Below are 26,133 nucleotides of genomic sequence, written 5' to 3'. Positions count from 1 at the left end.
ATGAAAAACGGCGCCCGAAGGCGCCGTTTTTTTTGTTGAAGGACTCCGCCCTACTCCGCCGCCACCTTGGCCATCGGGTTGTTCGGATGTGTGGTCCAGTTGGCGTAGATCGGCGACACCGGCTTGCCGGTGCGCTGGTCCATCACGCCGACCGCCAGCGGCTCCATGGTGATGCAGTTCTCGACCGGGCAGACATTGACGCACAGATTGCAGCCGACGCATTCGGCCTCGATCACCTCGAAATGCCTGACACCGTCGACCATGCTGGTGATCGCCTGGTGGGAAGTGTCCTCGCAGGCGATGTGGCAGCGGCCGCATTTGATGCAGGCGTCCTGGTCGATATGCGCCTTGGCGATGTAGTTGAGGTTGAGATACTGCCAGTCGGTGACGTTGGGCGTGGCACGGCCGACAATGTTGTCGAGCGAGGCATGGCCCTTCTCATCCATCCAGTTTTCCAGACCCGCGATCATCTCCTGCACAATCTTGAAGCCATAGGTCATCGCCGCCGTGCACACCTGCACATTACCGGCGCCGAGCGCCATGAATTCGGCCGCGTCACGCCAGGTGGTGATGCCGCCAATGCCGGAGATCGGCAGGCCCTGCGTTTCCGGATCGCGCGCGATCTCGGCCACCATGTTCATGGCGATCGGCTTCACCGCCGGGCCGCAATAGCCGCCATGCGAGCCCTTGCCGTCGATGGTCGGCTGCGGCGCGAAACTGTCGAGGTCGACGCCGGTGATCGAATTGATGGTGTTGATCAGCGACACCGCGTCGGTGCCACCGGCGAGTGCGGCCCGCGCCGGCTTGCGCACATCGGTGATGTTGGGCGTCAGCTTGGTGATGACCGGCATGCGGGTGTTGGCCTTGCACCAGCGCACCACCATCTCGATATATTCCGGCACTTGGCCGACGGCGGCACCCATGCCGCGCTCCGACATGCCGTGCGGACAGCCGAAATTGAGCTCGATGCCGTCAGCTTCCGTCTCCTCGACCACCGGCAGGATCGCCTTCCAGCTCTCCTCGACGCAGGGCACCATCAGCGAGACGACGATGGCGCGGTCGGGCCAGTCCTTCTTGACCTGCTTGATCTCGCGCAGATTGACCTGCAGGTCGCGGTCGGTGATCAGTTCGATGTTGTTGAGGCCGAGCAGGCGCCGGTCGGCCCCCCAGATCGCGCCATAGCGCGGGCCGTTGACGTTGACGACAGGCGGCCCTTCCTCGCCCAGCGTTTTCCACACCACACCGCCCCACCCTGCCTTGAAGGCACGGATGACGTTGTAGGCCTTGTCGGTCGGCGGCGCCGAGGCCAGCCAGAACGGATTTGGCGATTTGATGCCGACGAAATTGTTGCGGATGTCAGCCATGACAGGTCCCTTTCAGCCGAGACGAAGGATCAATTCGACGGGTGCAAGAATACCGCCTTCAAGCGCGGCGGTGATATTGGCGATCTTGGTGCGGGCGCTCTCGCCCATGATGAGGCCGACGCCGGGCGGCGGGTTTTTGCCCTCTGCTTGCGCGGCCGCCATCCTGGCACGCCCCGTTGCAAAGAATTCGATGGCAAAGGCGCCACGCTGCCGCTCCGCGATCACCGAGAACCCGGCGGCTGCGGCCGCCGCGCGATAGTCGCCGGGCGTGGCGACGAATGACATGCTTTCATCGGATGCCCATGGCAGCGGAAAGGTCAGCACGCCGTCCTTTAGCCGCATCACATCGTAGACGGCGAAGATACCGCCCGGCTTGAGCACGCGGGCAGCCTCGCTCATCAGCTTCGGCTTGTCGGGAAGGTTCATGCCGACATGCAGGATCATAGCCGCGTCAAAGCTGGCGTTGCCGAACGGCATGTCCAGGGCACTGCCCTGCACGAACCGGACTTTGTCGGCCATTCCCGTGCGCTTCGACAGGCTGGTCGCGATATCGACATAGCTCTGTGTCAGGTCGATGCCGGTGACATCGGCGCCGGCATTGTTGGCGGCAAAACGGGCTGGGCCGCCGACGCCGGAACCGATGTCGAGCAGCTTGGCCCCCAGCTTCAAACCCATCTGGCCGATGAGTTCCCTAGTAGCGGCGATACCGCCAATGTGGAATTCGTCGACCGCTTCGAGATCGCCGGCACGCAGATGGGCAATGTCCACGCCGGTGTCGGCGAGCGCTGCAAGGATACGCTGCTCGAGACCCGATACGTCGTAGTGACGGGCGATGCCCGATTCCACCGAGGCCATGATCTCTATCCCTGTGTCAGACTCCTGTTGATGCTCTCGGCAGCGTCGCGGCCCTGCGCCACGGCCGAGACGGTCAGGTCGTCGCCGCCGAAGATGCAATCGCCGCCGGCCCAGACCTTTGCCAGCGAAGTGCGCCCTTCCGCATCGACCTTGATGCGGCCGGCTTCGAGCTCGATCGACGCACCGCTGCCATTGAGGGCGGCCGGGACAAAACTCTGGCCGATCGCCTTGAAGACCTGGTCGGCAACGAGCGTCAGCGTCTCGCCGGTGCCGGCGAGCTTGTCGCCGTTTAGCGCGGTATATTCGAGTTCGATGCCCGACACCTTGCCGGCCTCGCTGATGACCCGCTTCGGCTGCAGCCAGTGGCGGATGGTGACGCCGTTGGCGGCGGCCAGATCCTGTTCGAAGCCGGAAGCGTTCATGTGCTCCTGGCCGCGCCGGTAGCAGATCGTCACCTCCTCGGCGCCGAGCAGCTTCGACTGCACGGCGGCATCGATCGCCGTCATGCCGCCGCCGATGACGACGACGCGGCGGCCGACCGGCAGGCCGGAGAGGTCGCTGGCCTGGCGCAGTTCGGCGATGAACTCCACCGCATTGGTGACGCCGGCGGCATCTTCGCCATCGGCGCGCAGCGCGTTGACGCCGCCCAGCCCCATGCCGAGGAACACCGCATCGTAATTGCGGATCAGGTCGGAGAGCTGGTAGTCGCGGCCGAGCGCCTTGCCGTTCTGAATATCGATGCCGCCGATCGCGGTGACATAGTCGACCTCGGCCTGGGCGAAATTATCGACGCTCTTGTAGGCGGCGATGCCATATTCGTTGAGGCCGCCGGCCTTCGGCCGCGCTTCCAGTATGGTGACGTCATGACCATGGCGGGCGAGCCGATGCGCGGCGGCAAGGCCGGCCGGGCCGGCGCCGACCACGGCGACCGTCTTTCCGGTCGCTTCTGGGCGCGGATAAAACTGCTTGTTCTCAGCCATCGCGACATCAGTGGCATAGCGCTGCAGGCGGCCGATCTGCACCGGCTTGCCTTCCGCCACCTCACGCACGCAGACTTCTTCGCACAGCGTCTCGGTCGGGCAGACGCGAGCGCACATGCCGCCCAGGATGTTCTGGTCGAAGATGGTCTTGGCCGAGCCGATCGGATTGCCGGTCGATATCTGGCGGATGAACAGCGGGATGTCGATCGAGGTCGGGCATGCATTCATGCACGGTGCGTCGTAGCAGAAATAGCAGCGGTCGGATTCGACCAGCGCCTCGTGATGATCGAGCGGCGGATGCAGGTCGGAAAAATTGTCGGCGTACTGGTCGGCCTGGAGCCGGCCGCCGACAATACCCTCTTTGAACTGGCCTTCTGGCATTGTCAGTTCCCCATGTTTTCGTTTTGGGGAAGGCTAGCACGTTTTATTTTTTTATCAATTGGTCAATTTTCGACGCAAGTCGCTGAAAAGACTGAATAAAAACATGATTTTTTTACTCATGTTATGCTGTGGACGGCTGCTCTTGCCGGGGCGGGTAGCCCTCGTCTACCGGCCGGTCATGGATAGCCCGGACCTCGTCCGCCACCAGTTCCTGCAGCCGCCACAGATTGCGGTCGTGGATGCCGAATGCTTCAAGATGGCTGACCGTGTTGTAGAGATATTCCGCGCCGGAGCCGATATGGCCGCAGGCCCTGGCCAATATACTCGCCACCTTGTCCAGCGGCTGGTTCGGTGATGTCCCCCTGCCTTTCACACCGACCCAGAAGCCCAGCGCCCGCAGCCCGCTTTGCGCCGTATGCACCGGCAGCCACCGGACCGAGCTGATGCTCTCATGGTCGCTGATCTCGCGCCGCAGCAGCCTTTCGATCTGCGCCGACTTTTCGCCCTCCGGCAAACGGTAGATCACACCGTTGCAGCGTCCGCCCCGTTCGAGCGCCATCATCAGCCCCGGTTGCTCGGCACTGCCGCGCCAACGCACCATGTCGAGGCAGAAGGAGCGGTGCCAGCCGAAGGCCGTGGCAAGCCGTTGCTCGACCGATTCGAATTCTGGCTTCCAGATCAGCGACCCGTAGGCGAACACCCAGAGCGGTCCCTCATCCGCTTCAGCGGCAAGCCGCATGGCCAGGCTTCGGAAATCCTCGTCGGTCAGCTCGGTCCAGCTCGGGTCCGGACCGGGATCGGCCTCTTGCCGATGGCACAGTGCAACAAGCTCAGGCGTGAGCGACATCTGGCGCATGAACAACCCCCTTGCCGTACAGAAATCGAAAACCGCGGGGCATGCAACCGGGGAACGCATGTCATGGGCAGACATTATTGTTTGGGCGGTTGTCGGATTTCCGTCGCCAGGATCGTCCTGCGATGGATCGAACAACGATCGATGCTGAACGGTGAGGAGACCGACCATGCCGAAATCCCCGATGCCCTTCTTCTGGTACGAACTGATGACATCAGACCTCGACGCCGCCGAAGCCTTCTATACCAAGGTTGTTGGCTGGACGGCGCAGGCCTTCGACAAGGCGCCGGGCATGCCGCGCTATATCGTTGTAAATTCCGCCGAACGCGGCGTCGGCGGGCTGATGACGATGCCCGAGGACGCCGCCAAGATGGGTATGCCGCCGGCCTGGGTCGGCTATATCCACACGAGGGATGTCGATGCCTCGACAGAGGCGGTGAAGGCCGCAGGCGGAGCTGTACACCGCCAGCCCGACGACATCCCTGGTGTCGGCCGTTTCTCCGTCGTGGCGGACCCGCAAGGTGCGACCTTCATGTTCCTGCAGCCCAATCTCCCGGACCAGCCGGCTCTGCCGGCCACGACGCCAGGCCATGTCGGTTGGCACGAGCTCTATGCCACGGACCGGCAGGCTGCGTTCGACTTCTATTCCAGCCAATTCGGCTGGACCAGTGCAGGTGATTTCGACATCGGCGAAATGGGTGTCTACCAGACCTTCAAGGCGGGACCTGAATCAGGCGGCGGCATCATGAACAAACCGCCGCAGCTCGCCGTTCCCGTCTGGCTGTTCTACTTCAACGTCGCTGCCATCGACGCCGCGGCCAAACGCGTCACCGACAATGGCGGCAAGCTCGTCATGGGTCCGATGGCCGTGCCGACCGGCCAATGGATCGTTCAATGCCAGGATCCGCAAGGCGCGTATTACGCGCTTCTGGCGCCGGTACGATAAAGTTTCGCGCCAGTCGCGGATGTCACGCCTGCTGGCGTCGGCTCACTCCGGCGTCAGCACCGCGACCTTCAGCTCAGCCTTTTTCGCGCCGCTGAACTGGACGGTGGCCGGGCCGGCCGCGAGCTTGAAGCGCACGCTTTTGCGGATGCCGGGGCAGGTTTTCACGCCGCTATAGCCCGCCGACTTGATGGCCTTGCCGTCCTGGATGACATCGATCCAGGCCTCGCCTGACAGGCTGATCTGGATGGCCCCTTCGGCCGGCACCTGCACGCTGGCGACGGCACCGAATGTGCCCTCCGCCGGCGCGCGTTCGGGCGGCAGCGTAAAACCGGCTTTCGCCGCCGGCACCAGTGCCAGATCCGCGGCAGCGCCGACCGCCAGCGCGGCTCCGGGCGGCGTTGCGGGCGGCGCGGCAAACAGCGCCTGTTCCCGCGTCACCGGCCATTTGAAGGCCTCGCAGCCGGCGTCCTCGGCCATGGCCAAGCTGGTGCCTGCAAGGAGTGCGAACAGGCTGATGATGATTTTTTTCATGGCAAGGGAACCCACATGTTCAGAATGTCCATATCAATACAACCATGGCGATATAAATGCAACCCAGACGAGAACAATATCAAAGGGCATACCAGGGAACATTTCCAATCACCGATTGTTGATGGCATGCCATGGGAAGTGAATGGTCCAGCACCGGTCGATAATCTATGGCCGGGCCGGGAGGGTGAAATGGAGTTTCAGATGAAGCTTTTTGAAGGCCTCTCCAACTACCAGCCGCAGGCGCTCGGCGTCCTGCGCATCATGACCGCGCTGCAGTTCATCGAGCACGGCAGCCAGAAACTGTTCAATTTCCCAATCAGCGCCGAGCCTCACGCCCTCAACGGGCTGACGACCGCCGCCGGCATTCTCGAATTCGCCGGCGGCATCCTGCTGGCGCTTGGCCTGTTCACGCGGCCCGTGGCGTTCCTTCTGGCCGGCGAAATGGCGATCGCCTATTTCATGGCACACATGCCGCGCGACTTCTTCCCGGCCAACAATGGCGGCGACGCGGCAATCTCGTTCTGCTTCATCTTCCTCTATCTGGTCTTCGCCGGCGCCGGCGCCTTCGCGCTGGACAACCGCAAGGCCTGATGTTCCATGCGGGGGTGAGCCCTCATCCCCGCATCCGCTCGAAATTGGCATCGAACAGCGGCGCAGCCTGGATGCGCGCCGCGCGGCGTTTGCCCAGCAACTCGATTTCAAAGCTGTCGCTCTCGTCGGCAATCTCCTTCGGCACATAACCGACGGCGACCGACTTTTTCGAGTGATGCGCGTAGCCCCCCGACGTCACCCAGCCACGCACTGCGCCGCCGAACCAGATCGGCTCGTCGCCGATGACATCGGCGTCGTCCGCATCGAGGATGAAGGCGCGCAGGCGCAATTTGCCGCCTTGCTTGCGCTCGGCCAGTGCTGCCGCCTTGCCGATGAAATCCGCCTCCTTGCCATAGGCGACGAAGCGGTCGAGCCCTGCTTCCAGCGGCCCGTAGATCGGCCGGTATTCGCGTCCCCATGAGCCGTAATTCTTCTCCAGCCGCAGCGCGTTCAGCGCGCGCGAGCCGAACAGGCCGATGCCGAATTCTTCGCCCGCCGCCATCAGCGCCTGATAGGCCGCGCGCTGATATTCCGGCGCCACCCAGATCTCGTAGCCGAGATCGCCGGTGTAGCTGACACGGCCGACCAGGCACGGCGCTATGCCGATATCCATCTTCGCCACCGCCATGAACGGAAAAGCGGCGTTGGAGACATCCGCGCGGCTTACCTTGGCCAGCACCTCCCGCGCCTTCGGCCCGGCAATCGCAAGGCCGGTGAGTTTGGCGCCCAGTGCTTCGATGTGAACCGAGCCATCTCCAGGCAGATGCGCCTCGAACCAGCGCATGTGGTATTGCTCGGCAATACCGGAGCCGGCGAGGAACCAGCCATCGGGACCGAGATTGGCCAGCGTGAAATCGCCGATCAGTCTGCCGTCTTCTTTCAGCATCGGCGACAGCGTCATGCGGCCAGGTTTTGGCAGCTTGCAGGCAAGTATACGGTCGAGCCAGGCAGCAGCCCCCTCGCCGGTCACCTTGTACTTGGCGAAGCTCGAAATCTCCGAAAGGCCGACACCGTCGCGAACCGTTGCGACCTCCTTGGCCACATGAGTGAAATCGCTTGAGCGCCGCCACGAGAACTCGTCCTTGATGCCCTCCGGCGCATACCACAGCGGAACTTCCAGACCATAAGCGACACCAAACTGCGCACCCTTGGCCGACAGAAGGTCGTAGACCGGCGTCGTCTTCAGCGGCCGCCCTGCGGGCAATTCCTCATTGGGGAAGCGGATCGAAAAGCGCCTGGAATAGTTCTCGCGCACCTTGGCGTTGGTGTAGGCCATGGTCGCCCAGTCGCCATAGCGTGCCACGTCCATGGCCCAGATGTCGGCGCCGGGATCGCCCTCGATCATCCAGTTCGACAGCGCGAGGCCGACACCGCCGCCCTGGCTGAAACCGGCCATGACGCCGCAAGCGACCCAGAAACCCGGCAGGCCGCGCACCGGCCCGACCAGCGGGTTGCCGTCCGGCGCGAAGGTGAAAGGCCCGTTGATGATCTGCTTGATGCCGGTGTTCTGGAAGGCCGGGAAGTGGCGGAATCCGACCTCCAGCGACGGCGCGATGCGATCGATATCCGGCGCCAGCAATTCATGCCCGAAATTCCACGGCGTGGAGAATTCGGACCATGGCTTGTTGGCCTTCTCATAAGTGCCCATCAGCATGCCGCCGCGCTCCTGGCGCAGATAGAGCTCGCCGTCGAAATCGACCGCATGGATGATCTCGGTGCCGGTCTTTTCGTTCCAGACCGCGACCTCCGGCATGTCCTCGGTGATCAGGTACATGTGCTCCATGGCCAGCACCGGCAGTTCGAGCCCGACCATGCGACCGACCTCGCGCGCCCACAGGCCGCCGGCGTTGACGACATGCTCGGCCACCACCTCGCCCTTGTTGGTGATGACGCGCCACATTCCGTCGGGACGTCGCACGATGTCCTCGACCTTGGTGAAGCGTTCTATTTCCGCCCCAAGCTTCCGCGCGGCCTTGGCATAGGCATGGGTGACGCCGGAGGGATCGAGATGGCCGTCCTCCTTGTTGCGGACGGCGCCGACAAACTGCTTGGGGTCGAGCAGCGGCATCAGTTCGGCCGCCTCATTCGGCGAGATTTCTTCCAGCTCGATGCCGAGGTAGCGGCCCTTGGCAACGACGCCACGCAGCCAGTCCAGCCGCGCCTCGGTCGCCGCCAAAAGCACACCGCCGGTCAGGTGCACGCCGGTCGCCTGGCCGGAAAGCTCCTCGATCTCCTTGTAGAGGTTGATGGTGTATTTCTGCAGCTTGGCGACGTTGGGGTCGCCATTGATCGTGTGCATGCCGCCCGCCGCATGCCAGGTCGAGCCGGAGGTCAACTCGTCGCGCTCCAGCAGCACCACGTCGGTCCAGCCATGGCGCGCGAGATGGAACAGCACGGAACACCCGACGACACCGCCGCCAATAACCACGACCTTTGCATGCGATTTCATGGATTTTTCTCTGATATCAGTGAGTTGGATTGGGGAGTGGATTCAAGATAGGACGCATCACGGTTCGCCCTGCCCGATCGCTTCCTTGCGTCTGGCGACATAGGCCTCCAGCGCCTCGCGCACGGCGACATCCATCGCCGGCTCGACATAGTCTTCCAGCGCCTTCTTCCACAGCCGCGTCGCGCGCGCCGTGGCGTCGAGGCTGCCGGCCTCCTGCCAGGCCTCGTAATTCTGCCAGTTGGAGAGCATCGGCTGGTAGAAGGCGGTGGCATAGCGCTCCAGCGTGTGCGGCTCGCCGAAGAAATGCCCGCCCGTCGGCACCGCGCCAAGCGCCTCGACGGCAAGCTCGGCCTCGTCGACCACGATCGGGCGCAGGAACTCCATCATGTGCTGGATCATCTCGACATCGATGATGAATTTTTCGAACGACGCGGTCAGCCCGCCCTCCTGCCAGCCGGCGGCGTGGTAGACGAGATTGCCATGGCCAAGCACGGCGCCCCACAGCGCCATCAGTGTCTCGTAGGCGCCTTGCGCGTCCGCCGCGTTGGAGGCTGAGCCGGGCGTCGTCCGGTAAGGCAGCCCATAGCGCCGCGCCAACTGCCCGGAAGCAATATTGGCCTTGGTGTTCTCCGGCGTGCCGAAGGCCGGCGCGCCCGACTTCATGTCGACATTGGAGGTGAAGGCGCCATACATCACCGGCGCTCCCGGCCGCACCAATTGCGTCAGCACGACGCCGAACAATGCCTCGGCATTCTGCTGCGCCAGCGCACCGGCCAGCGTCACCGGGCTCATCGCTCCCATCAGCGTGAACGGCGTCACCGCCACCGACTGGCCGAACTCGGCCATGGTCATCAGCCCCTCGGCCATCATCTCGTCGAAGCGGCGCGGCGAGTTGACCGAGATGATGGTGGCGATGCCGGGGTCATCGCGCAGTTGGTCCAGCGTCAGCCCGCGTGCGATCGCCATCATCTCGATGCCGTCCAGCGCCCTGCCCCGGCCGATCGCCGAGACATGGAAGCTCTTGTCGGTCAGCGTCAGATTGGTGAAGTAGGTGTCGAGATGGCGCGAGTTGGCCGGCAGCTCGACCGGCGCACAAACCTGGTTGCCGAGCATGTGGACGCAGTTGAAATGCTGTGCCAGCCGGGTCAGATCCGCATAGTCCGGCAAATTGCCGGCGCGGCGGCCGCGTTCCATGTCGTGCACATTGGGCGGCCCGGCAACCAGGGTGAAATTGATGGTGCTGCCGCCGAGATGGATCGTGTTGGCCGGGTTGCGTGGTGTCAGCGTGTAGTTGGACCGCGTCATCTTCAGCGCCTCGTCGACCATGCCGCGATCGATACGGACATTCGCCGAGGCGTGATCGACCACGGCACCCGCCCTCTCGAACAGCGACAGCGCCCGCGGGCTCATCACCTCGATGCCGAAATTTTCCAATATATGCATCGATGCCTGGTGGATCGCCTCGATCTGGTCGGGCGATAGCAACGCCATCGGCGGATAGGGATTGATAACCCGCCTTTGCGGCAGCTGCGGGATCGGCGCTGGCCCCCGGTTGCTGGTGCGCTCGGCGCCGCGCTTGCGTCTTGGTTCGTTCATGCCAGACATCAAAGCCTCGGCAAACCAGGCGAGCTGTCAGAAATACGCCGTTTGCCGGCGCGATTTTAGCCAAGGCGGCATTTCTGCAATATCCTTTTATAAAAGGCGACGAGAAGAGTCGGAATATCCATACGGCATTTTGCCAAGCGCTCGCGCCGGCGAAGCGTTAACGGACACAGCAAGATTCCCTTTATGATTTCGGCCTATTGCTCACCCAATGCGTAGGTCGAGTTTTAGTAAAATTGTAGCGGTCGGCGTGTTGCTGGCACTTTCGGCCTGCGCGACGGCGCCCAGCCACATCAACAATGTCTGCGCCGTCTTCGACCAGAATGACGGCTGGTTCGACAATTGGCAGTCGGCTGCCGAACGCGCCTCGCAGAAATACCGCGTCCCCGTGCCCGTGCTGATGGCGACAGTGCGCAAGGAATCCGGCTTCAAAAGCAATGCCCGGCCGCCGCGCACCAAGCTGCTCGGCTTCATTCCATGGAAGCACGTCTCGTCGGCCACCGGCTTCTCGCAGGCGCTGGACGGCACCTGGTCGCAATATCAGCGCGAAACCGGCAATTGGGCGGCACGGCGCACCAAATTCGCCGACGCCGTCGATTTCGTCGGCTGGTATCATTCCAAGACGGCCGACACATACGGCGTCGCCCGCAACGACACCTACAACCTCTACCTCGCCTACTACCTCGGCTGGACCGCCTATGGCCGCGGCAACCGTGGCGATGCGGGCGTTCAGGGCTATGCACGGGCCACCGACAAGATGGCGCGGGACTATGCGCAACAGCTGAGCCAGTGCAGCAACTAGCTAGCTGCTGCCGAAGCGATAGCTTCCTGTCAGTTCGGCTTCTTGCCGCGTGGCGGTTTGGGCTTGGGCGTGGCCGCCTCCGAAACATGCGGCGCATCTTCCGGCACGCCCTCGTGGGCCGCGTGCTCCTTGTCGAACTTGATCACCGGCTCCATCTTGGCCAGCACGTCGTCGGCCAGCCAGCACAGGCTCATATGGCCATCGCCGAGATGCTTGACCGGCGGCACCTTGGTCTCGCACAGATTGTCCGGCACCAGCTTCTTGTAGCCGCAGCGTGTCTGGAACGGACAGCCCGACGGGGGGTTCATCGCCGACGGGATGTCGCCCTCCAGCACGATATGCCGCTTGACCACGCTGGTATCGGCGATCGGGATCGCCGACAGCAGTGCTTCGGTATAGGGGTGATAGGGCGGCGCGAAGATCTGGTCGGTCGTCCCTTGCTCGACGATGTAGCCGAGATACATGACGACGACACGGTCGGCGATGTAGCGCACGACCGACAGATCGTGGCTGATGAACAGCATCGTCGTCTTGTTCTTGCGCTGGATGTCCATCAAGAGTTCGGTCACCGCCGCCTGCACCGACACGTCGAGTGCCGAGACCGGTTCGTCGGCCACCACAACCTTGGCATCGCCGGCAAAGGCGCGTGCCACGCCGATGCGCTGCTTCTGGCCGCCCGACAGTTGGCGCGGCTTGCGCGTCTCGAAGGCGCGCGGCAGCTTCACCAGGTCGAGCAGTTCCAGCATGCGCTTGCGGCGGTCGGCGACCGTCTTGCCGACGTTGAATTTCTCCAGCGTGCGGATGATCTGCGAACCGACCGAATGGCTGGGGTTGAGCGTGTCGAACGGATTCTGGAACACCATCTGGATCGATGACACGGTGTCGACGCTGCGCTTCTCGATGCCGGTCGACTGGATTTCCTTGTTGCCTAGCGTCACCGTGCCGGCACTTGCCGTCTCCAGGCCGAGCAGCACCTTGGCCAGCGTCGACTTTCCGCAGCCGGATTCACCGACAATGGCGACGGTCTCGGATTCGCGCGCCATGAACGAGATCGTCTCGTTGGCCTTGACGACACGGCCCTCGCTCGAGCCGAACACCTCGTTGCCGCCGACCTTGTAGTATTTCCTGAGGTCCTCGATCTTGAGCACCGGCGCGCCGGGCACGATGCGCTCATTGACCTTCTTGGCGCCGGGCGGCAGCGCCTCCCAGTCGATCTCGTTGAAGCGCACGCAGCGCGAGAAATGGCCTTCGTGGCCCGCCACCTCGATCATCGGGATTTCGGCCGCGTTGCAGACGCCCTCGACGAAATGGTGGCAGCGCGGGCCGAAATTGCAGCCCTTCGGCCGCTCATGCGGCAGCGGCAATTGCCCCGGAATGGCAATCAGCGGCCGCGAATTCTTGTCGGCGCCGGGCAGCGGGATCGAACGGAACAGCCCTTGCGTGTACGGATGGCGCATCCGGTCGAACACGTCCTTGATCTTGCCGGTTTCCACCGCCTCGCCCGAATACATCACCGTGATGCGGTCGCAGGTTTCGAGGATCAGGCCGAGATTGTGCGACACGAAGATCATCGAGGTGCCGAACTTCTCACCCAGTCCCTTGACCAGCTCGACGATACCCGCCTCCACCGTCACGTCGAGCGCCGTCGTCGGCTCGTCGAGCAGCAGCAGCGCCGGCTTCGACAGCAGCGCCATGGCAATGACGATGCGCTGCTGCTGGCCGCCGGAGAGCTGGTGCGGATAGGAGCGCATCATGCGCTCGGGGTCGGGCAGCTTGACCGAGCGCACCATTTCGACGGCGCGTTTGTAGGCCTCTTCCTTCGACACTTTGTCGTGGATCAGCGGCACTTCCATCAGCTGCTGGCCGATCTTCATCGCCGGATTGAGGCTGGCCATCGGCTCCTGGTAGATCATCGCGATCTTGTTGCCGCGGATGGCGCGCAGCTCCTCGTCCGAGAGCTCGCCCATGTCCTTGCCCTGGAACTTGATCTTGCCGCCGACGATTTTTCCGATGTTGGAGAGGTCGCGCATGATGCCGAGCGACACGGTCGACTTGCCGCAGCCGGATTCGCCGACGATGCCCATCGCCTCGCCGGGCATGACCGTGCAGGAAAAATCCATGACGGCCGGTATCTCGCCCTTGCGGGTGAAGAAGGAGATCGACAGGTTTTCGATCTCGATGATCGGCTCTGCGGGATTTCGAACTGCCTCGTTCATGGGTCGCTCCAATCCAATTTTACCAGATGCGGGCCAGAGCCCGTCAATCAGTCCTTCATCGATTGCTCGCGCAGGGAATCGGCGAGCAGATTGAGCCCCAGCACGAAACTCATCAGCGCGATCGTCGGCGGCAGCGCCGGGTGAATGAAGGAGCGCAGCAGCCGGCTGGCATCCTTGATCGCCGTGCCCCAATCCGGGCTCTCAGGCGCCAGGCCGAGGCCGAAATAGCCCAACGTCCCGAGCAGGATCGTGGTGTAGCCGATGCGCAGGCACGCATCGACGATCAGCGGCCCGCGCGCATTGGGCAGGATCTCCCACAGCATGATGTACCAGGGCGATTCACCGCGCGTCTGCGCCGCCGCCACATAGTCGCGCGTCTTGATGTCCATCACCAGGCCACGCACGATGCGGAACACGCCGGGGCTGGAGGCGAACACCACAGCCACGAAGATGTTGAGCTGGTTGGGATCGATGTGCACGATGTGCAGCGGGTCCCGGTCGAAGACAAGGCCGAGATAGATCCAGCCGCCTATGATCAGCGTCAGGCCGAGCAGGATGTAGATCCGGTCGGGCCGGTTCTTGAAGCGCGTCCAGAACAGCACGCTGAAGAAGATGATCGGAAACAGGAAGAAGACCCCGGCCAGCGCATAGGGGATCGGCGTGTCCATGATGCCCGGCGTCACCAGGAGGTAAAACAACAGGATGACCGGGAAGGCCAGCACGAGGTTGGCCAGGAACGATAGCACGGTATCGATCTTGCCGCCGTAATAGCCGGCAGGCAGGCCGAGCGTGATGCCGACCATCAGCGCGAAACCGGTCGCCGCCGGCGCAATGATCAGCACGATCTGGCTGCCATAGACCATGCGCGAGAAGACGTCGCGGGCCAGCTTGTCGCCGCCGAACAGATAGACGAGGCTCGATTGCGGCTCGATGGCGCCGGGCAGCGTGTCCTTCATAATAGGGATCTGCGCCAGCGGATCGAAAGGCGAGATGGTCGATGCGAAGATCGCCGTGAACAGCCAGAACAGGCAGATGCCGACGCCGACGATGCCGACGCCGCTGTCGAACAGCTGGCCGTAGAGCGCCAGCTTCTTCTTGTAGGCGAAGCTTGCCCCCATGACGATGATGAGCGCGATCCAGACCGGCCAGAAGCGCGACAGCACTCCCAGCACGACACTAACGGCGCTGATATATTCGACCTGCATCCGCCTGATCTCCTACTGGACTCTGATACGCGGATTGAGGAACGCGTAGCCGACATCGGAAATGAGCTGCGTGATCAAGACGATGAACACCGAGACCAGCGAGCAGCCGAGCAAGAGATCGATGTCGTTGTTGCCGGCGGCCTCGACCAGCGTGTAGCCGAACCCCTGGTAGCGGAACATCACCTCGACGATGACGACGCCGGTGAGCAGCCAGGGAAACTGCAGCATGATGACGGTGAAAGGCGCGATCAGCGCGTTGCGCAGCGCATGCTTGACCACCACGCTGCCGAAGGAGAGGCCCTTCAATCGGGCGGTGCGGATATATTGCTGCGTCATCACCTCAACCATCGAGGCGCGCGTCATGCGGGCGATGTAGCCGATGCCGTAGATCGCCAGCGTCATCACCGGCAGCGTGAAATTGTAGAAGGTGATGCCCTGGCTTGCCGAGGCAGCCGAGCCGTTCAGCCAGCCGAGCCATGAGGCGAAGATGACGGTGAAGATGACGCCCGACACATATTCGGGCGTTGCCGTCGAGGCGATCGAGGCCACTGACAACACGCGGTCGGTTCGCGACCCCTCGCGCATGCCGGCCAGGATGCCGATCAAGAGCGAGATCGGAACCATGACCACCAGCACCCAGAACATCAGGATGCCGGTCGCGCCAAGCGCCGGGAAGAGCTTGGAGGCCACGGTCGCCTTGAATTTGGTCGAGCAGCCGAAATCGCCCTCCAGGACCCCGGCGAAAGTCGGCACCACGGGATCGTTGCAGAAGCTGAAGCGCTGCGCCGGCTTACCGGTCGCCGGATCGGTCACCGGCTGCTTGGGCAGGACGCCGAGCCACTGGCCGTAACGGATGAAGAAATTCTGCCGGTAGCCATGCTCGACCAGCCAGCTCTCGAGCTGCTCGGCCGATGTGTGCATTTCGGTCTGGCTGATCGCCAGCTTCTTCAGATTGGGCTCGAGGTTGATCAGGAAGAAGACGATCATCGTCAGGCACACCATCGTCAATGCCATGGTGCCGAGACGCCGGATAACGAAAGAAAGCATGGCGGCCCCCTGCCGATGGGGTTGGGGTTTGAGCCGGCTCCAAAGCCTTGTCCACCGTTGCCGGCGGACTGGCCGTCAGACAGGCCCTCGGATGCGATCAGTTCCTGATTTATTGCACGACCTTGTCCGGGGAGTCCGCAACTTTTTTGCAGTGCACACTCGTGGATTCAGATCGCTGCAAAGAACGAGGGGAAAGGGGCAGCGCCCCTTCCCCCATCGATCTTGATCAGGCCTCGTCGAGCCAGACCTTGCCGTAGTCGTGCTCGTAGGTCGGGTGCATCTTGTAGTTCTGCACCGCCTTGACCGAGTGGCTGAAGAGCTTGCGCCAGTATGGCTGGATGATGATGCCGGAATCCTGCAGGACCTGCTCGATCTCCTTCATCATCTCCTTGCGCTTGGCGGCGTCGGCAACGGCGAGCGCCGCATTGAGCTTGGTATCCCATTCGGGATTCGACCAGGCCGCTTCGTTCCAGGCTTCGCCGGTGCGGTAAGCGATCGCCAGAACCTGGACGCCGAGCGGGCGCATGTTCCAGTTGGTCATCGACAGCGGATACTTCGTCCAGTCGTTCCAGAACGTCGAACCCGGCAGCACGGTGCGCTTCACCTTGATGCCAGCGTCGCGCAACTGCGCGGCGATCGCGTCGCCGGTGTTCTTGTGCCAGTCCTCGTCCACGGTGATCAGATCGTGCTCGAAATCGGCCTGGCCGGCTTCCGCCATCAGCGCCTTCGCCTTGGCCGGGTCACGCTTGATCTTCGGCAGTTCGAAATATTCCGGATGAATCGCGCAGACATGGTGGTTCTCGGCGACGGTGCCGGCATTGCCGTAACCAAGCTGGAGGACGACGCTGTTGTCGACGCCGAGCTGCAGCGCCTGACGCACCTTCTGGTCGTCATAGGGCTTGTTCTTGACGTTGGTGCGGCACACGATGGTCGCCGCGGTCACCACTTCCGACTTCACCAGGCTCATGCCGTCGAGGATCGACACATAGTCGGCCGAGGTCTCGAAATTGGTGTGCACTTCACCGGCTTCGAAGGCGCTGACCATGGCCGCCGGGTCGGTGCCGTAGTCGATGAACTCAAGACCGTCGAGGAACACCTCGCCGTCCCACCACTTGTTGTCGGCGCGGCGCTTGTAGACCACCTTCTGGCCGACATCGTAGGAGACGAGCTCAAACGGCCCGGTGCCGATGGGGCAGGATTTGAAATCGCCCCCCTTCTCGTCGAAACTCTTGTGAACGATGAGGCCGGGATAGTCGCACATGTTCGGGATGAGCGCGATGTCGGGCTTGGTGAGCTTCAGCACGACCGTGTGATCGTCCTTCTTGGTCACGGCGCTTTCGTCGAGCTTGTCGTCCTTGACCAACGAGCCCAGGCGGCCGGGCATGGAATTGCCTTCGGCTTTCTTGTCGGCCCAGCGCTTCAGGTTGAAGATGACATCGTCGGCGGTGAACGCATCGCCGTTGTTCCAGGTGACGCCCTTGCGAACATGTAGCGTGTATTCGGTGGCGTCGTCGTTCACGTCCCAGCTTTCCAGCAGATAGGGGCGGAACGTGTATTCATTGGTATACTTGACCAGCGGCTCGAGCGCCTGGCGCTCCGCATTGGCGATTTCCGACCAGTCGGCCTTGCGCGGATCCTTGGGATCCTTGATCCACTGGGCGATCTTCAGCGTGCCGCCCTTCTTGCCCTGCACATCTTCTGCCTTGGCCGGCGTCGGATCGGCGAGGCCGATCAGGCCGTAGGCCATAGCCGTCGACGCGCCGAACACGCTGGCCATCGCGAGAAATTCGCGGCGATCCACGGTTCCTGCCTTGGCTTCTTCGGCCATGGCCAGGATGTGATCCGGAACGCTGTCGCCATTACTCTTGTAGATTGTCATGACTAACTCCCATTGTTGGCTTTCCGCCGATTAACATTCCGCATCCGAGCCATGATGTCAAAGACGGCTTGGATTGGGAACATGTTAGCGAATGTGCAACTTTGAAAAGGGAGCGGTACGCGCGATAGCGACAGTCTTGACGCAAAATTGCTAGTGCGCCCAGATTCCGCCAAAATCTACTCAGGGCGATTAAACTGAGACATTGGCACGGGTTACGACAGCGCCAGTCCTTGCCAGGATGAGGGCCAGCGCCTCATCCGGGATGAGGGCCAGCGCCTCATCCGGGATGAGGGCCAGCGCCTCACCCGGGATGAGGGCCAGCGCCTCACCCGGGATGAGGGCCAGCGCCTCACCCGGGATGAGGGCCAGAACCTCAATATTCCTTCTCGTAGAAGATGCCGCCCTTGGCCTCGCCGGCGTCCGTCGCCTCGCCGCGCAACTTGACGCCGCGCCCGACATTGAGGTCGATGGTCGCCTTGCCCGAGCCCGGCTTGTCGCCCTTCTGGATGGTCACATAGGTGCGGTCGTTCAGGTACTTGCCGGCCGAGACCGCCGTGCCGCCCTGGTCGTCGGTGGTGACGTCGAGATCGTCGACGCCGATGGCGCTGCGCAAGTTCTCCAATAGTGACGTCGAGCCGCCGACGCCGGCCAGTTGCCCGGCCGCTTCGGCCAGCTGCGCGATCTGCAGTGGCGACAGGTTCGACATGGAGCGGCCGAAGATCAATTGCGCCAGCACCTCATCCTCGGGCAGCGCCGGCACCGAGGAGAAGGTGAATTTCGGATTGGTCGCCTCGCCCGACACGACGATGGTGACGGTGGCGCTGGTCGTCGTCGTTGTCGCGGTCAGGTTGAGGTAGGGCACCAGCGAACCGGAGAAGCCGACCGTGCCTTCGGTGAAGGTCAGCCGCTTGCCGAGGATCGACAGTCGGCCGCGCTGCAGGGTGAAGGTGCCGACCGCCTGCGGCGACGAGGCCGGGCCGGTCAGCTTGAGCGAGCCGCCGAGCTCGGCGTCAACGCCCCTGCCCTGGATGAAGATCTGGTTCGGCGCGTTGACGGTGACATCAAGCGCAAGCCCGCTGCCGCCGCTCTTGCCTGACGTCGTCGCCGGCCGCAGCGCCTTATCCTGCGCCTTGACCGCACCGGGCGCGTTCTTGTGCTTGACGTCGAGCGCCGAGAGCGAGCCCGGCAATTTGTCCGGAACCGTGATGACGGTCTTGGCGAGGTTGACGGTGCCGGCAATCACCGGTGCCGATGTCAGCGGCCCCTTGATCGTCAGGTCGCCGCCGAGATTGGCGGTCACCACGCGCCCGTCCGTATAGCGGCCGTCGGTGAGCTTGATCGACAGGTCGGCGGGAAAACCTTGCGCCGGGTTGATGCCGACTGTGCCGCTGGCCGACAGGCTGCCGCGCGTCGACAAGGTTCCGGTCAGCCGGTTGATCCTGGCGACACCGCCGCCGATCGAGACATCGGCCGTGAGATCGTTGACGGCGAGCCCCGAGCGCGCATCCACCAGCCGCGCACCCGAGGTGCTGACGCTGCCGCCGATGACGGGCAATGTCGCCGGACCGCGCACCTGGACATTGACAGTGGCGGTTCCCGTCAGCGCCAGACCTTGCGCGGCCAGCTTCTGGCTGAGCATGCCGAACGGCACGGCGCCATTGAAGTCGAGCACCAGCGCCGGTGTGCCCGCCGTCGTCACCGTGCCGCCGCCCTTGAGGCCAAGCCCGGCGCCATCGCTGAGATTGGCGTTGAAGGTCAGTCTGTTTCCGGCGAAGGTGCCTGAGGAGGACACGCTGACCGCGCTAACACCGGCGCCTCGGGTCTGCGATGTCTGCACGCCGGCTGCGTCGATGTTGAAGGCGACGGCTGGACTGGCAGGCGCGCCGGTCACCTTCACCGTGCCGGAAATCGAACCGGCGGCATCGAGACCCGGCGAGAAACTGTTGGCGAGCGACATCGGCACCTTCGCCAGCGTCGCATTGATGTCGAGCGCCTGCCCGACCTTGCCGGTCACCGTCGCCGTACCGCCGCCAAGGTTGAGCACCAGCCTGTCCAGCGTCGTCGTGCCATTGGCGATGCTGATCGTCGAAGCCTGGGCGATGGCCGCCTTGATGCCCTGCACGGTCGCCTGGCCGGAAGCAAGCTCGATGGTGGTGGTGCCGTTGGCCACCTTCACCCGGCCGGCGGCCTTGGCCGGAATGCCCTTGACGGTGGCGCCACCGGAAAAGCCGGTCCAATCACCGTCGCGCTTCAAATCGACATCGATGCCGCTGATCACGGTGCCGCCCGATGTCACGGTGTCGGCGCGGATCTTGCCCGAGATCACCGGTGCGGCGAGATAGTTGGCGATCAGCGCATCGATGGAAACGGCCTTCGCCTGCAGGTCGCCGCGCGTGATCGAACCGGTGGCCGCCTTGATGGCGACCTGGGGTGCCGCGCCGTTCTTCGTGAAGGCGATCGTACCGCGCACGTCGCCTTCGGCCTTTTCCAGCGCCAGCGCGGCAAGCGGCCCGATATCGGGCAGGTCGAGCGATATCGTGCCCTCAGGCACGAACTTGTCGTCCAGCGCCAGATCGCCGGAAATCTTGTTCTTGCCCAGCGACAGGAGCAGGCCGTTGATGGCGCTCTTGCCGTCCGCCGTCGCCAGCACCGCGCTGCCTTGCAAGGCCTGTCCGGCGACATTGCCGGTCAGTTGCACATTCGCCGCCGGATTGGCGGCATCGGCCTTGCCGGTGGCCGTCAGCTTCAATCCGGTGATCTCGCGCTCCGCCACCAGTAGCCGATCGCTGTTGATGGTCAGCGACAGATCGGGTGCGATGGCCGGCCCCTCGGCATTCAGGGCAAAGGCGATGGCGCCCTTGGCGTCTTTGGACAACAGCGAGATGTCGCTCAGCGCGCCTTTGATGTCGGCGGCCAGCTTGTTGTCGGCTAGGCTCGCTTGCCCGCCGGCGGTCAACGCACCAGAGGTCAACTTCAATCCATCTATGTTGATGCTGCCATTGGCGTCGCGCTTCAGCGTGGCGCTGATCTGCGCGCGTTCGCCGAGCATGCCGCGCGCCGCCGCCGGCAAGGCCGATGATGGGGCATCCGCACTCAGCGTGAGATCGATGGCGCCGTCGCGCAGCGATACCTGGCCGGCGACCTGGCTGTTGAGCGCATCGCTCTTGAGCGAGCCGCTGTCGATGGCGACTGCGTCCGATGTCAGGCGGGCATTGAGCGCGGCCGTGACCTTGCCGGCGATCAGCGGCGCGATCGCGGCATTGTCGAGCCCGACCTTGTCCACCGACACCGTGCCCGAAACCGGTCCGGCGCGATTCCTGAGGTCGAACGCGTCCGAATGCAATGCCAGGGCAAGCCCCTCCACCTTGGCCGGGCTGGTGGTGACCGAAGGCAGGATCGCGGAGACATCGAGGCGGGCCTTCGTGCTCTCGCCCGCCACCTTTGCCGACAAGGACTGGATCTCGATCTTCACCGGGCTCGCGGCACTTCCGAACGTCAGCGGCAGGCTGGGACCGGATGAGGTGAGATCCAGCGCAAAATCGCTGAGGCCGTTCGGATTGATGGTGCCGGTGGCCGTGCCGGAAATCTTGTCGCCGGACAGCGTGGCATGGTCGATGGCGACGCCGCCGGCCAAGGTATAGGCACCGGCCGCATCGACAGCCAGCGGCCCGAGCCCTGCCTGGCGGGTCTGGCTGGTTTCGACGCCGGCAAGCTGTGCATTGAACCGAACCTCCGGAGCAGCCGGCGTTCCCTTCACTTGCGCCGTGCCGCCGAGCGTACCCACGGCATCGAGGCCGGGCACGAAATCATTGGCTATTGCCGCCGGCAATGCTGAAAATTGCGCGGCGAGATCGAGCGTCTGGCCGGCGCTGCCCGACAGCGTCACCGCGCCGCCGCCGATGTCGAGCGCCAGCTTCTCGATGCTGGTGGTGCCGTTGGCGATGGTCAGGGTCGAGGGCTCAGTGATTGCCGCCTTAATGCCGCGCACCGTGGCTTCGCCCGACGCGATCTCGACACTGGTAGTGCCCTGAGCGATCTTGATCCGGCCGGCCGCGGTCGCCGGAATGCCCGCAATGGTGGCGCCGCCGGTAAAATTGGTCCAGTCGCCGTCGCGCTTCAGGTCGACGCCGATGCCGCCGATCTCGGTGGCGCCCGACGTAACCGACTCAGCCTTGATGGTGCCTGAGATCGCCGGCGCCTTGAGATAGTTGGCGATCAGCGCGTTGACGGCGATGGTCTTGGCCGTCACCTCGCCACGCGCAATCGAGGTGCTCTTGGCATCGATGGTGACTGACGGTGTCTCGCCGTCCTTGGCAAAGCCGATGGTGCCGTTGATGTCGCCCGTTATCGCCTGGCCGGCGAGCGCCGCCAACTGGTCGATGGCGGGTGCGGCGAGTGTGAGCGTGCCGAGCGGCATGAACTTGTCATCGAGCGCCAGGTCGCCCGAAACCTTGTTGTCACCCAACGAGACCAGAAAACCATTGATCGAGCGCTTGCCCTCGCTCGTCACCAGTGCCGCCTTGATGTCCAGTGGCTCGTCGTTGACGGTCCCGGTCAGCGAAACATCGGCCGAGGGGCTTGCTATGTCGGCCTTGCCGCTCGCCGTCAGCTTGATTGCCTTCACCGTGCGGCCCGAGGCCGTCAGGCTGTCGCTGCCGGCGGAGACGGTGAAATCCGGAGCCGAGCGCGGACCGCTTGCCGACAGCGCGAAATCGACGCCGCCGGCAACCGGCACGCCGACCATAGGCGACAGCACCGAAACGTCGCCCAGCGTGCCCTTGATGTCGGCCTGGATGTCGCTGCCTTGCGCGCTGGCGGTGCCGCTGGCGCTGAGCGATCCGGAGGTGAACGAGATCGAATTGGCGGCGAAGGAGCCCTGTGGATCGCGCGTCGCGGCAGCTGAGAACTTCACTCGCTCGCCGAGCACCGAGCTGATCTGCGGCGGCAAGGCGGTCGACACCGCATCGGCGTTCATCTTCAGCTGCATCGACAGGTCCGCAAGCGCCACCGTCATCGTCAGCGAGGCGTTCAGCGCATCGGAGCGCAACGTGCCCTGGTCGATGGTGATGGCGTCCTTGCTCAGCGACCCCCCGAGGTCGACGTCGACCTTGCCGGTGATCAGCGGCGCCAGCGTCGCCACGTCGGTCTTCAGGCCACCCGCCGTCAGCTTGACGGCAAACGGCCCGGCACGGTTCTGGATGTCGAAACCGTCGGAATGGATCTGCGTCGAAATATCGTTCAGTTGCGTGCCGCCCGCCACCACCGAAACCAGCGAGGCACCGATGTCGATGATCGGCGCCTTGCCGTCGCCGAAGGCGCGGGCGGTGACATCCCGGATGACCACGGTGATCGGCTGTGCCGCATTGCCCACGGTGATCGGAACAGGTGCGCCCTTGGCGGCAATTTCAACCGACAGGTCGCTGGCGCCGGCAGGGTCGGCGATGCCGGTCGCGGTGCCATGGATGGCATCGCTTTCGATGCTGGCGCGGTCAACGCTGATGCCGCCGGCCGATGTGGCGGTGCCGGCGACATCGAAGCTGGTCTTTCCGGCAAACAGCGGCCGCAAATTTTCCGGCAGGAAAGGCGCGAACTCGCCGTCGCCCTTGGCCTCGACATGATTGCCCTTGTCGGTGAGTTGATGACGGCCCGTCAGCTGGGTGACGATCTTGCCGTCGACCGTGAACGTGGCGATGCCGTTCCAGTTGGCAAGCGGTCCCGTGCCCGAGACGGCAATGTCTACCGGCGGCGTGTCGGGCAGCTTGAGCAGATTGGCGATGATGCCGCCGGCCGGCTCCGACGCCTTGAGATCGAGGTCGAGCCTGTTGTCGGCCGGCGCAAAGTGGATCTTGGCGTCGACATTGCCTTGTTTGCCGTCATGGCGGGTGACGTTGAGCACCGTCTCGACCGCCAGCGGCGCGGCATCGGCCTTGAGCATCCCCTTGGCGGCAAGTTCGGCAATGCCGCTGCCGGCCAGTTGCTGGCCAAGCGCGATTTCGGGCAAGTCGATCTGCTTGATGTCGATGGAAACCGGCAGCGTCGTCGTACCGCTCTGCGCCGGCGGCTGCTGACCTGCCACCGGCAGCCGTGCCAGTTCGATGCGTTCGGCCGCGATGCGGTCGGCACTGAAGCTTTTCGACAAAAGCGAAAGCGGCGACCAGTCGACGGCGACCTTGCGCGCCACCAGCCAGGCGCCTTGGCGGTCTTCCAGCACGACATGGTCGACGCTGAGCGCACCCGACCAGATGCCGTCAATGCCGCTGACAGTGATCTTGCGGTCGTCGTTCGAGGCCAGCCGCGAAATGATGCCGGCGAGATTGTCGCGTCCGCGCTCGGTCTTGGTCAGCACGACGAGCGCGCCGATGGCGCCCGCGACCACGATCAGCAGCGTGTAGAGGACAATGCGAAGGATGCGCCGGACAGTCTTCATGTCAAAATGCCTGTCCGATGCCGGCATAGATGCCGAAACGCGGATCGCCGGGGTCGCGGTTGAGCGGCACGGCCGCATCGATGCGCAGCGGCCCGAACGGCGTCACGTAGCGCAGGCCGACGCCGGCGCCGACCTTGACGTCGGAGAAATTCGGAATCGACTTGGTCGACACTGTGCCGGCATCGACGAATGGCACGATGCCGATCGTGTCGGTGACGGCGATGCGCATTTCCACCGAGGTCTCGAAGAAGGACAGGCCGCCGATCGGCTGGCCGTTGAAATCCTTGGGGCCGATGCCCTGATAGGCATAGCCGCGCACCGAACCGCCGCCACCGGAATAGAAGCGCCGGTCGGCCGGAACGTTTTCCAGACTGGTGCCGACGATCGACCCGACGGCGACGCGCTCAGCCAGCACGAACTTCGAGGCCGTATCCAGCGACTGATAGGCCGATCCCTCGCCCTTCAGCTTGAGGAAGGCCGCGCCACTCATGATGTCATAGCTCGGCTCGGCATAGGCCAGCACCCGGAAGCCCGTGGTCGGGTTCAGCCGGTTGTCGCGGTTGTCGTAGACATATTGCAGCGGAATGCTGGCGATCAGGTACTTGTGCTTGCCGAAGGCGTCGTGGATGCGTGAGTAGTCGAGCGCCACTTCGGCGGACACGGTCTGCTTCTTGTCGAGTTCATAGGACAGGCCGGTGCTGCCCTTGACCGAGAAATGGTCGTAGGCGTCCGGATGCTCGAGCACTGTCTTGACGCTGGCGAAGAACTTCGACGCCGGTCCGATCACGCCGGGTTTCTCGAACATGATGCCGGCATTGTAGTTCAGCTCGGACAGTTTGTTGTTGCCGATGCCGCTGATGGCTCCATCGATGCGCAGCTTTTCCGCGTGACCGAACAGGTTGCGGTGCCCCCAATAGCCTTCCAGGCCAAGGCCCTCGGTGTTCGACAAGGTGCCGCCCAGCCCGAAATAGCGCGGCTTGCGCTCGCTGACCTGGACGCCGATCGGAATGTTGCCGTCAGCATCGAGCTTGTCGGCTTCCTTGAACGTCACGCTGTTGAAGACTTCCAGCGCCAGCAGCCTGTCGCGCGCGTCGCTGATCTCCTGTGGCGAGTACTGCTTGCCGCGCTTCAGCCCGGTCATGTATTCGGTGAAGTCGCGGTCGACCTTCTCGGTGCCCTCGACCGTCGTCGCGCCATAGCCGGCAACCGGCCCGGCAGCGACCGTCAGCGTCACGTCGAGCGTCGAGGTGGCATGGTCGGCGACGATCTGCCGGTCGGTAACCTTGGCCAGCGGTCTGCCCTGCTCCTTCAGCGTCCGCACGATCAGCGCCTCGGCCTTGAGCACCGCGCCGGACCCGGCGTCGCCACCCGATATCAGGCCATAGTCGGCGCTCATCAGCCCGGCCGCGTCACCTTCCAGCCTGATATTGCCGAGCGTGAATTTGGGGCCGGCGGCGATGGTGATCGCCACCGGAATCGGCTGCGGACCCTTGAATTCGGCGTCCGGCGGCAAATCGTCGAGGGGCTTGCCGTCGATGGTGATGGTGACCACGCCTTCGTAGCGGGCATCGGCATAGAGGGCGGCGACCAGTTGCTCACGATCGCTGCGCGCCTTGGCCATCAGCCCGAGCGAGCCTGACACCGGCCGATCCTCGTCGCCTTTCAGCGCCGAGGCGTTTTCAAGCTTCTTGACCAGGTTCTTGTCGGCATCGGGCGCCGTGATGGTCACGGCATAGCGCAGCGGATCGACGATATCGGCGTCCTCGTCGTTGGACGATCCCCACAGCTTGATGCCGAAAAGCTCGAAAGCGGCTGCCGGCCTCGATTCGGCGACCAGCGCGGTCGCGCACACCATGGCCAAAAGCAGGGCGCGCGGAAGAACGCGCCCTGGCGCGGTCCTTCCTGACATCTGCTTTTCATGCGCCGGCATTAAGACAACCTAGGTTACAAAACTAAAATTGGAATGAAGTTCTGAAGCGCTCGTAAAGGGGCCACAATCCAATTG

Annotated in this window: 16 protein-coding genes; 3 read left to right on the top strand and 13 right to left on the bottom strand. The window is 63.7% G+C overall.

Features of this window, described 5'->3' with window-relative positions:
- Positions 1 to 50 precede the first annotated feature (50 nt).
- The 4 genes from preA to AC56QX_RS18360 all read right to left on the bottom strand — a co-directional run bounded on the left by preA (position 51) and on the right by AC56QX_RS18360 (position 4,436).
- Complete coding sequence (gene preA, locus AC56QX_RS18375) at positions 51 to 1,364, bottom strand: NAD-dependent dihydropyrimidine dehydrogenase subunit PreA (protein ID WP_497109830.1); 1,314 nt, start codon at positions 1,362 to 1,364, stop codon at positions 51 to 53.
- Between the two features lie 12 nt (positions 1,365 to 1,376).
- The gene (locus AC56QX_RS18370) at positions 1,377 to 2,219 is read right to left on the bottom strand and encodes a class I SAM-dependent methyltransferase (RefSeq protein WP_497109829.1); all 843 of its coding nucleotides are present in this window, start codon (positions 2,217 to 2,219) and stop codon (positions 1,377 to 1,379) included.
- A gap of 5 nt (positions 2,220 to 2,224) precedes the next feature.
- Positions 2,225 to 3,580, bottom strand: coding sequence for an NAD(P)-dependent oxidoreductase (locus tag AC56QX_RS18365; RefSeq protein WP_497109828.1), 1,356 nt, complete (start codon positions 3,578 to 3,580; stop codon positions 2,225 to 2,227).
- Positions 3,581 to 3,701: 121 nt separating this feature from the next.
- Positions 3,702 to 4,436 carry a gamma-glutamylcyclotransferase gene (locus AC56QX_RS18360; protein ID WP_497109826.1) on the bottom strand — a complete coding sequence of 245 codons (735 nt, stop codon included), beginning with the start codon at positions 4,434 to 4,436 and terminating at the stop codon, positions 3,702 to 3,704.
- 166 nt (positions 4,437 to 4,602) lie between these two features.
- Between AC56QX_RS18360 and AC56QX_RS18355 the strand changes: the two genes are divergently transcribed.
- Positions 4,603 to 5,379: a VOC family protein gene (locus tag AC56QX_RS18355; protein WP_497109825.1), complete on the top strand. Its 777-nt coding sequence runs from the start codon at positions 4,603 to 4,605 to the stop codon at positions 5,377 to 5,379.
- A gap of 42 nt (positions 5,380 to 5,421) precedes the next feature.
- On the opposite strand, the gene AC56QX_RS18350 is transcribed toward AC56QX_RS18355, so the two are convergent.
- Positions 5,422 to 5,910, bottom strand: a complete 489-nt coding sequence (locus AC56QX_RS18350) for a hypothetical protein (protein WP_497109824.1) — start codon at positions 5,908 to 5,910, stop codon at positions 5,422 to 5,424.
- A 201-nt stretch (positions 5,911 to 6,111) separates the two neighbouring features.
- Between AC56QX_RS18350 and AC56QX_RS18345 the strand changes: the two genes are divergently transcribed.
- Positions 6,112 to 6,501, top strand: a complete 390-nt coding sequence (locus AC56QX_RS18345; RefSeq protein WP_497109823.1) for a DoxX family protein — start codon at positions 6,112 to 6,114, stop codon at positions 6,499 to 6,501.
- A gap of 22 nt (positions 6,502 to 6,523) precedes the next feature.
- Here the strand turns inward: AC56QX_RS18345 and AC56QX_RS18340 are convergent, their stop codons facing one another.
- On the bottom strand, positions 6,524 to 8,950 hold the full coding sequence (locus tag AC56QX_RS18340; protein ID WP_497109821.1) for a GcvT family protein: 2,427 nt from the start codon (positions 8,948 to 8,950) through the stop codon (positions 6,524 to 6,526).
- Positions 8,951 to 9,007: 57 nt separating this feature from the next.
- Positions 9,008 to 10,546, bottom strand: a complete 1,539-nt coding sequence (locus AC56QX_RS18335; protein ID WP_497109820.1) for a trimethylamine methyltransferase family protein — start codon at positions 10,544 to 10,546, stop codon at positions 9,008 to 9,010.
- A 217-nt stretch (positions 10,547 to 10,763) separates the two neighbouring features.
- Between AC56QX_RS18335 and AC56QX_RS18330 the strand changes: the two genes are divergently transcribed.
- Positions 10,764 to 11,354, top strand: coding sequence for a transglycosylase SLT domain-containing protein (locus AC56QX_RS18330; protein ID WP_497109819.1), 591 nt, complete (start codon positions 10,764 to 10,766; stop codon positions 11,352 to 11,354).
- A 29-nt stretch (positions 11,355 to 11,383) separates the two neighbouring features.
- Here the strand turns inward: AC56QX_RS18330 and AC56QX_RS18325 are convergent, their stop codons facing one another.
- From AC56QX_RS18325 to AC56QX_RS18300, 6 genes are all read right to left on the bottom strand, one after another.
- Entirely contained in the window at positions 11,384 to 13,570 is a 2,187-nt protein-coding gene (locus tag AC56QX_RS18325; protein ID WP_497109818.1) for a dipeptide ABC transporter ATP-binding protein, read from the bottom strand.
- 47 nt (positions 13,571 to 13,617) lie between these two features.
- Positions 13,618 to 14,775, bottom strand: coding sequence for an ABC transporter permease (locus AC56QX_RS18320; RefSeq protein WP_497109817.1), 1,158 nt, complete (start codon positions 14,773 to 14,775; stop codon positions 13,618 to 13,620).
- Positions 14,776 to 14,787: 12 nt separating this feature from the next.
- On the bottom strand, positions 14,788 to 15,822 hold the full coding sequence (locus tag AC56QX_RS18315; RefSeq protein ID WP_497109816.1) for an ABC transporter permease: 1,035 nt from the start codon (positions 15,820 to 15,822) through the stop codon (positions 14,788 to 14,790).
- Between the two features lie 226 nt (positions 15,823 to 16,048).
- Positions 16,049 to 17,701, bottom strand: a complete 1,653-nt coding sequence (locus AC56QX_RS18310; RefSeq protein ID WP_497109815.1) for an ABC transporter substrate-binding protein — start codon at positions 17,699 to 17,701, stop codon at positions 16,049 to 16,051.
- A 373-nt stretch (positions 17,702 to 18,074) separates the two neighbouring features.
- Positions 18,075 to 24,128, bottom strand: coding sequence for a translocation/assembly module TamB domain-containing protein (locus AC56QX_RS18305; RefSeq protein WP_497109814.1), 6,054 nt, complete (start codon positions 24,126 to 24,128; stop codon positions 18,075 to 18,077).
- Position 24,129: 1 nt separating this feature from the next.
- Complete coding sequence (locus AC56QX_RS18300) at positions 24,130 to 26,058, bottom strand: autotransporter assembly complex protein TamA (RefSeq protein WP_497109812.1); 1,929 nt, start codon at positions 26,056 to 26,058, stop codon at positions 24,130 to 24,132.
- Between the last annotated feature and the right edge of the window lie 75 nt (positions 26,059 to 26,133).

The organism is Mesorhizobium sp. RCAM 06353 (genome assembly GCF_059683585.1).
Note: the sequence above shows the minus strand (reverse complement) of the source record. Positions and strands in the feature narration are given on the sequence as shown.

Excerpts from the sequence above, each read along its gene's own strand:
- preA (WP_497109830.1), bottom strand. The coding sequence starts at position 1,364 with ATGGCTGACATCCGCAACAATTTCGTCGGCATCAAATCGCCAAATCCG.
- AC56QX_RS18370 (WP_497109829.1), bottom strand. The coding sequence starts at position 2,219 with ATGGCCTCGGTGGAATCGGGCATCGCCCGTCACTACGACGTATCGGGT.
- AC56QX_RS18365 (WP_497109828.1), bottom strand. The coding sequence starts at position 3,580 with ATGCCAGAAGGCCAGTTCAAAGAGGGTATTGTCGGCGGCCGGCTCCAG.
- AC56QX_RS18360 (WP_497109826.1), bottom strand. The coding sequence starts at position 4,436 with ATGCGCCAGATGTCGCTCACGCCTGAGCTTGTTGCACTGTGCCATCGG.
- AC56QX_RS18355 (WP_497109825.1), top strand. The coding sequence starts at position 4,603 with ATGCCGAAATCCCCGATGCCCTTCTTCTGGTACGAACTGATGACATCA.
- AC56QX_RS18350 (WP_497109824.1), bottom strand. The coding sequence starts at position 5,910 with ATGAAAAAAATCATCATCAGCCTGTTCGCACTCCTTGCAGGCACCAGC.
- AC56QX_RS18345 (WP_497109823.1), top strand. The coding sequence starts at position 6,112 with ATGAAGCTTTTTGAAGGCCTCTCCAACTACCAGCCGCAGGCGCTCGGC.
- AC56QX_RS18340 (WP_497109821.1), bottom strand. The coding sequence starts at position 8,950 with ATGAAATCGCATGCAAAGGTCGTGGTTATTGGCGGCGGTGTCGTCGGG.
- AC56QX_RS18335 (WP_497109820.1), bottom strand. The coding sequence starts at position 10,546 with ATGAACGAACCAAGACGCAAGCGCGGCGCCGAGCGCACCAGCAACCGG.
- AC56QX_RS18330 (WP_497109819.1), top strand. The coding sequence starts at position 10,764 with ATGCGTAGGTCGAGTTTTAGTAAAATTGTAGCGGTCGGCGTGTTGCTG.
- AC56QX_RS18325 (WP_497109818.1), bottom strand. The coding sequence starts at position 13,570 with ATGAACGAGGCAGTTCGAAATCCCGCAGAGCCGATCATCGAGATCGAA.
- AC56QX_RS18320 (WP_497109817.1), bottom strand. The coding sequence starts at position 14,775 with ATGCAGGTCGAATATATCAGCGCCGTTAGTGTCGTGCTGGGAGTGCTG.
- AC56QX_RS18315 (WP_497109816.1), bottom strand. The coding sequence starts at position 15,822 with ATGCTTTCTTTCGTTATCCGGCGTCTCGGCACCATGGCATTGACGATG.
- AC56QX_RS18310 (WP_497109815.1), bottom strand. The coding sequence starts at position 17,701 with ATGACAATCTACAAGAGTAATGGCGACAGCGTTCCGGATCACATCCTG.
- AC56QX_RS18305 (WP_497109814.1), bottom strand. The coding sequence starts at position 24,128 with ATGAAGACTGTCCGGCGCATCCTTCGCATTGTCCTCTACACGCTGCTG.
- AC56QX_RS18300 (WP_497109812.1), bottom strand. The coding sequence starts at position 26,058 with ATGCCGGCGCATGAAAAGCAGATGTCAGGAAGGACCGCGCCAGGGCGC.